4 protein-coding genes are annotated in these 6,002 nt (G+C 36.7%); all 4 read left to right on the forward strand.

The genetic code is table 11. The annotated features are described in order from the left end of the window. A partial coding sequence (locus K8V80_RS00190) for a restriction endonuclease subunit S (protein WP_276774426.1) occupies positions 1–709 on the forward strand: 709 nt, incomplete at its 5' end. 8 nt (positions 710–717) lie between these two features. Then, on the forward strand, positions 718–3,825 hold the full coding sequence (locus tag K8V80_RS00195; RefSeq protein ID WP_276774429.1) for a type I restriction endonuclease subunit R: 3,108 nt from the start codon (positions 718–720) through the stop codon (positions 3,823–3,825). A 43-nt stretch (positions 3,826–3,868) separates the two neighbouring features. Next, positions 3,869–5,023 (forward strand): PD-(D/E)XK nuclease family protein, encoded by a 1,155-nt coding sequence (locus K8V80_RS00200; protein WP_276774432.1) that lies wholly within the window; start codon positions 3,869–3,871, stop codon positions 5,021–5,023. A 242-nt stretch (positions 5,024–5,265) separates the two neighbouring features. Beyond that, on the forward strand, positions 5,266–6,002 hold a 737-nt coding region (locus K8V80_RS00205), incomplete at its 3' end, for an MBL fold metallo-hydrolase (RefSeq protein ID WP_276774435.1).

Consider the following 6,002-nt stretch of genomic DNA (forward strand, 5'->3'; position numbering starts at 1 on the left):
CGAACTTACAGCAGAGCTTACAGCAGAGCTTACAGCAGAGCTTACAGCCCGTAAAAAGCAGTACGAGTATTACCGTGAACAACTACTTACTTTTGAGGAAGACGAGGTTGAGTGGAAGACGTTGGGAGAAGTTGGAGAGTTTCAAAGAGGAAAACGATTCGTGAAAAGTGATATGATTTCAGAAGGAACTCCTTGTATCCATTATGGAGAAATGTACACTTATTATGGAACTTGGGCTAATAAAAGTAAATCTTTTCTCAGTGAAATTCTAGTTGAAAGGAAGAAATTAAGAGTAGCTAAAAAGAATACAGTTATTATTGTTGCTGCAGGAGAGACTATTGAAGATATTGGTATGGGTACAGCTTGGTTGGGTGATAAAAGTGTTGTAATCCATGATGCTTGTTTTTCATTTAAGAGCCCATTAAACCCCAAATATGTAGCTTATTTTACACGCACGAAACAATATCACGACCAAATTAAAAGACATATTTCTTCAGGGAAAATTTCAGCAATAAATGCCAGGGGACTACAATTAACAAAAATCCCCATCCCCTCTCTCGAAGAACAAGCTCGAATTGTCTCCATCTTAGATAAATTCGACACCCTCACTAGCTCCATCAGCGAAGGGTTGCCCCGAGAAATAGAACTAAGAGAAAAGCAGTACGAATATTACCGAGATTTATTACTTTCCTTTCCTAAGGATAAATGAAAAACAACATGACAGAATATACACCCATAGCAGAATCGAAGAACTTCATCGTTCTAGATAAATATACCAAAGACTCCGTGGTGAATGAAGCAGCTACTGTTTATCAATCGGAAGCCGCCTTGGAACAAGAGTTGATACAAGACCTCGTAAATCAAGGTTATGAACGAGTAACAAACCTAACTACCGTTGGGGCTATGCTTGCCAATGTGCGTAAGCAGATACAAGCACTCAACGAAATGGAGTTTACCGATAGCGAATGGGCACGTTATGTAGAAGAATATTTAGACAAACCCAGCGATAACCTCGTTGAGAAAACCCGCAAAATACACGATGATTACATCTACGATTTTGTGTTTGACGACGGACATATTCAAAACATCTACTTGGTAGATAAAAAGAACATAGCTCGTAATAAAGTGCAAGTGATTTCCCAGTTTGAACAAACGGGCACACATGCCAATCGCTATGATGTAACCCTACTCGTAAACGGCTTGCCCTTGGTGCAAGTTGAATTAAAAAAACGAGGAGTTGCCATTCGTGAAGCCTTTAACCAAGTACATCGCTATACCAAAGAGAGCTTTAACAGTGATAAATCACTCTATAAATACATACAGATATTTGTAATCTCCAATGGTACCGATACCCGCTACTTTGCCAATACCGTAGAACGAAATAAAAACAGTTTTGATTTCACTATGAATTGGGCACGGGCAGATAACACGTTAATAAAAGACCTAAAAGACTTTACAGCTACCTTTTTTGAGAAGCGAACCCTTTTAAATGTATTGCTCACGTATTCGGTTTTCGATATCAGCAACACACTCCTCATCATGCGGCCGTACCAGATTGCTGCAACAGAGAGAATATTGTGGAAAATTAAAAGTGCGTATCAGGCTAAAAGTTGGTCTACCCTAGAGAGTGGAGGATACATTTGGCACACTACGGGCTCAGGAAAAACGCTGACTAGCTTTAAAGCAGCTCGCTTGGCTACCCAACTCGATTTTATAGATAAAGTATTCTTTGTAGTAGACCGTAAAGACCTCGATGACCAAACCATGAGGGAGTACCAACGTTTCTCTCCCGATAGTGTAAACGGCTCAAAGAACACCGCAGGGCTAAAAGAAAACATAGCCAAGGATGACAATAAAATCATAGTTACCACTATTCAAAAGCTCAATAACTTGATAAAAAGCGAAAGCAATTTGGCGATTTATCAAAAGCAAGTGGTCTTTATCTTTGATGAAGCACACCGTTCACAATTTGGTGAAGCTCAAAAGAACCTGAAGAAAAAATTCAAGAAGTATTATCAGTTTGGTTTTACAGGAACTCCCATCTTTCCCGAAAATGCTTTAGGATCAGAAACCACAGCTAGTGTATTTGGCAGAGAGTTGCACTCTTATGTCATTACTGATGCCATCAGAGATGAGAAAGTACTCAAATTCAAAGTGGATTATAATAATGTTCGCCCTCGATTCAAAGGAATAGAAACCGAACAAGATTTAGAAAAGCTAAGTGCGGCAGAAAACAAGAAAGCACTACTCCACCCTGCTCGTATTCAAGAGATTTCTCAGTATATACTCGATAATTTTAGAATAAAAACGCACCGCAATCAAGGCAGTAACCAGGGTTTCAATGCCATGTTTGCAGTTAGCAGTGTAGATGCAGCAAAATGTTATTATGAAGAGTTCTGCCGTTTGCAAGAGAAGAGTGACAAGCCTCTAAAAATTGCTACCATATTCTCATTCGCCCCCAATGAAGAGCAAAATGCCATAGGTACAATTGTAGATGAAACCTTTGAACCTTCAGCCTTAGATACTAGCTCCAAAGAGTTTCTGGATAAAGCCATCAACGACTACAATGCTCTATTTAAAACAAGTTATGGTGTGGGTAGCGACGAGTTTCAAAACTACTATCGCGACTTAGCCAAACGAGTAAAAGACAAAGAGATTGATTTATTGATTGTGGTAGGTATGTTTCTTACGGGCTTTGATGCACCTAAACTCAATACCTTGTTTGTAGATAAGAACTTGCGATACCATGGATTGATGCAAGCCTTTTCGCGTACCAATCGTATTTACAATGCGACTAAAACCTTTGGAAACATTGTAACTTTCAGAGATTTAGAACAAGCTACGGTAGATGCGATTACCTTGTTTGGAGATAAAAACACCAAAAACGTAGTCCTTGAAAAGAGTTATAAAGAGTACTTAGACGGGTTCACCGATATAGCCTCAGGCAAAGCTCGCAGAGGTTATATTGAGGTAGTGAAAGAACTGAAAGAGAAATTCCCCGATCCAGAAGTAATAGACCGAGAGGAAGATAAAAAAGAGTTTTCTAAACTATTTGGGGAGTACTTACGCATAGAAAACATCCTACAAAACTACGATGAGTTTACCCATCTCAAAGCTTTTCAAGCCATAAACAAAGACGATGCTCAAGAGGTTGAAGCCTTTAAAGAAGCTCATTTCCTTACCGATGAAGATATAGCAACCATGCAGGACATTGAGGTTCCCGCAGAACGAACTATTCAAGATTATCGTTCTACCTACAACGATATTCGCGACTGGCTCAGACAAGAACGAAAAGGCAAAGAAGCAGAAGAATCAAAGATAGACTGGGATGATGTGGTGTTTGAAGTAGATTTGCTTAAATCTCAAGAAATCAATTTGGATTATATCCTAGAGTTGATCTTTGAGAACAACAAACAAACCAAAGATAAAGACTCACTAGTTGAAGAAATTCGTAGAGTGATACGTGCCAGTATTGGCAATAGAGCCAAAGAGAGCTTAGTAGTCGATTTTATACATGCAACCGACCTAAATTCTATTCAAGATAAAACAAGTATCATACAATCATTCTTTGAATATGCACAAGAGAAACAGAAAACAGAAGCTACAGAATTAATAGCCGAAGAGAATCTCAATGAAGAGGAAGCTAAACGCTACATTATCTCTTCCTTAAAACGAGAGTTTGCTACAGAAAATGGTACCGAACTCAATGCCGTTTTACCTAGAATGAGCCCACTAAATCCTAAGTACCTAACCATAAAACAAAGAATATTCCAAAAGGTAAGTGCTTTTGTAGAAAAGTTTAAGGGGATTGGTGGAAAGCTGTAGCAAGGAGAAAATCTATTTTTAAAATTACACCTAACACATTACTATGGACAGAGAATATAAAAATTTAGTAACAGGTATTTGTGAAGATCATAAATTATTTGAGCAAGAAAAGTTCAATGTTTTCACTGCGATGCATCATAAAACAGATGAAAGAAGACTCCATTCTCGATTTATCTCCTTTTTGCTAAATCCTGATGCTAGTCATAAAAAAGGTACTACTTTTCTTGAATTATTCTTGAGTACAATAGAGTTAAAACCTTTCGATACTCACTCCATTGATACTAGCTCCATTACAGTGTATCCCACGGAAGAAGAAAAGAAAGAAAAAGAGGACATAGATATACTTATCATAAATAAGAGTAGTAACAGTGAAATCATAATTGAGAATAAAATTTTTGCATCCGATTCTAACAAAAAGGAAGGGGAGAAAGTTACTCCCCAATTAATGGTTTATTATAAGTCTAGACACAAGAAGAATCCCGATAGGAATATCTACTTAGTGTATCTAACTCTAGACGGAAAGGATCCTAGTTTCAAGAAGAACTTTACAGTATCCTGCTTAAATATCAGTTATATAAAGCATATACCAAAATGGCTAAAGTTATGTCTCAATGAGGATCTTACCAGTGAACTTAGACTAGCTATACAGCAATATCTCACCCTTATTTATAGTATTACCAACAACTATAAATTAGCCTTAGCATTAAAGAATACAATAAAACTAGAAAACAGAGATATCGCTCATAGATTTTGGTGTCAAGACCCAAAATCTATGCCCGCAAAAGAGAAATTGGTTTTAACACAATTCAAGCATATTAAATGGCATACAGTTCATGAGTTTTATACCCTACTCACTGAAAAATTAGAAAAAGAATTTGAAACTCTTGTTGAAGGATTAACTGAAAAAAAAATTACCTCCAAGACTCATAACAACTCTATAAGAGGACTTAGAATTCATTTCACCCTCTATAATAAGGTATTCTATATATCGAATGACGGTCAAGGGTTCACTATGGGAATACATCATGAAAATGAGAAGAATGAACACAGAGATTTTAGTTTCAATCAAAAGGATAAAATGATTTTATCTGATTTCTCTAACCTATCTACTTTTAGCCTAATAGATTCTACAGAAACTTCTAGAATTGTTGATATGATGATCAATGAAATGAGGTTATTTATTGAAGAGAATAAGTAACTTCATATTATAGGTAATACACATCCTAATAAAACACCTCTCACTTTCTGTATTGGAGTAATGAAGATCTGTAATCAAGGAGTAAAACAGATTTAAGAATAAAGAAACACTTAATTATTGCACCCACATAGGTCAAAATAATGCAAATAATGCACTATGTGAGTGCAATTCCAAAAAAAATAGAGCTTTATATTCCAATTATTTCCTATACTTTTGAGGGGAATACAAACAACATTAAGCTTATGAATCGTTTAGTCTTTTTAGGTACAGGGAATGCTTTTGCCACCAAATTATACAATGCTTGTTTTGCTATCCAGCAAGGAGAAGAATATTTCTTAGTAGATGGTGGTGGTGGAAACGGCATTATTTCTCAATGTGAAAAAGCGAATATTCCCATTACTTCAATTCGGAATATGTTTGTAACACACAATCACTCCGACCACGTGCTAGGTGCTATTTGGGTAATTCGATTTATAGGACTTTATATGCATGATGGCATTTATAAAGGAAACTTTACGGTGTATGGACATCAAGAAGTGATCGACTTTATACGCTATGCTTGTATGCAAACTCTCCCCTTAAAATTTACCGATAAGATAGATAAGCGCATCTTCTTCCAAGCTGTTGAAAACGGTGAAGAAGTATCTATTCAGGGATGTGATTTTACTTTTTTCGATATTTATTCCGTAAAGCTCAAGCAGTTTGGCTTTAAAACAGTACTTCCCAACAGACAAATTGTAAGTTGCTTAGGAGATGAACCTTATAATGCTAAAACAGCTCAATATGTAAGAAAATCGGATTGGCTAATTTGCGAAGCTTTTTGCTTAGAGAGTGATGCAGAAAAATACAATCCGAGAGAAAAGTATCATAGTACTGTGATTGATGCTTCAACAAATGCACAAGAGTTAGGGGTATCTCACCTTATAGTCTATCTCACTCCAAAAAACACCTCAGCCACAAGAAAGCAAACCTATATCCA

The organism is Bacteroides coprosuis (assembly GCF_020741705.1).
Lineage (GTDB): Bacteria > Bacteroidota > Bacteroidia > Bacteroidales > Bacteroidaceae > Bacteroides_E > Bacteroides_E coprosuis.

What these genes read in the sequence shown, in the direction of transcription:
- K8V80_RS00195 (WP_276774429.1), top strand. Translation starts at nt 718, where the DNA reads ATGACAGAATATACACCCATAGCAGAATCGAAGAACTTCATCGTTCTA.
- K8V80_RS00200 (WP_276774432.1), top strand. Translation starts at nt 3,869, where the DNA reads ATGGACAGAGAATATAAAAATTTAGTAACAGGTATTTGTGAAGATCAT.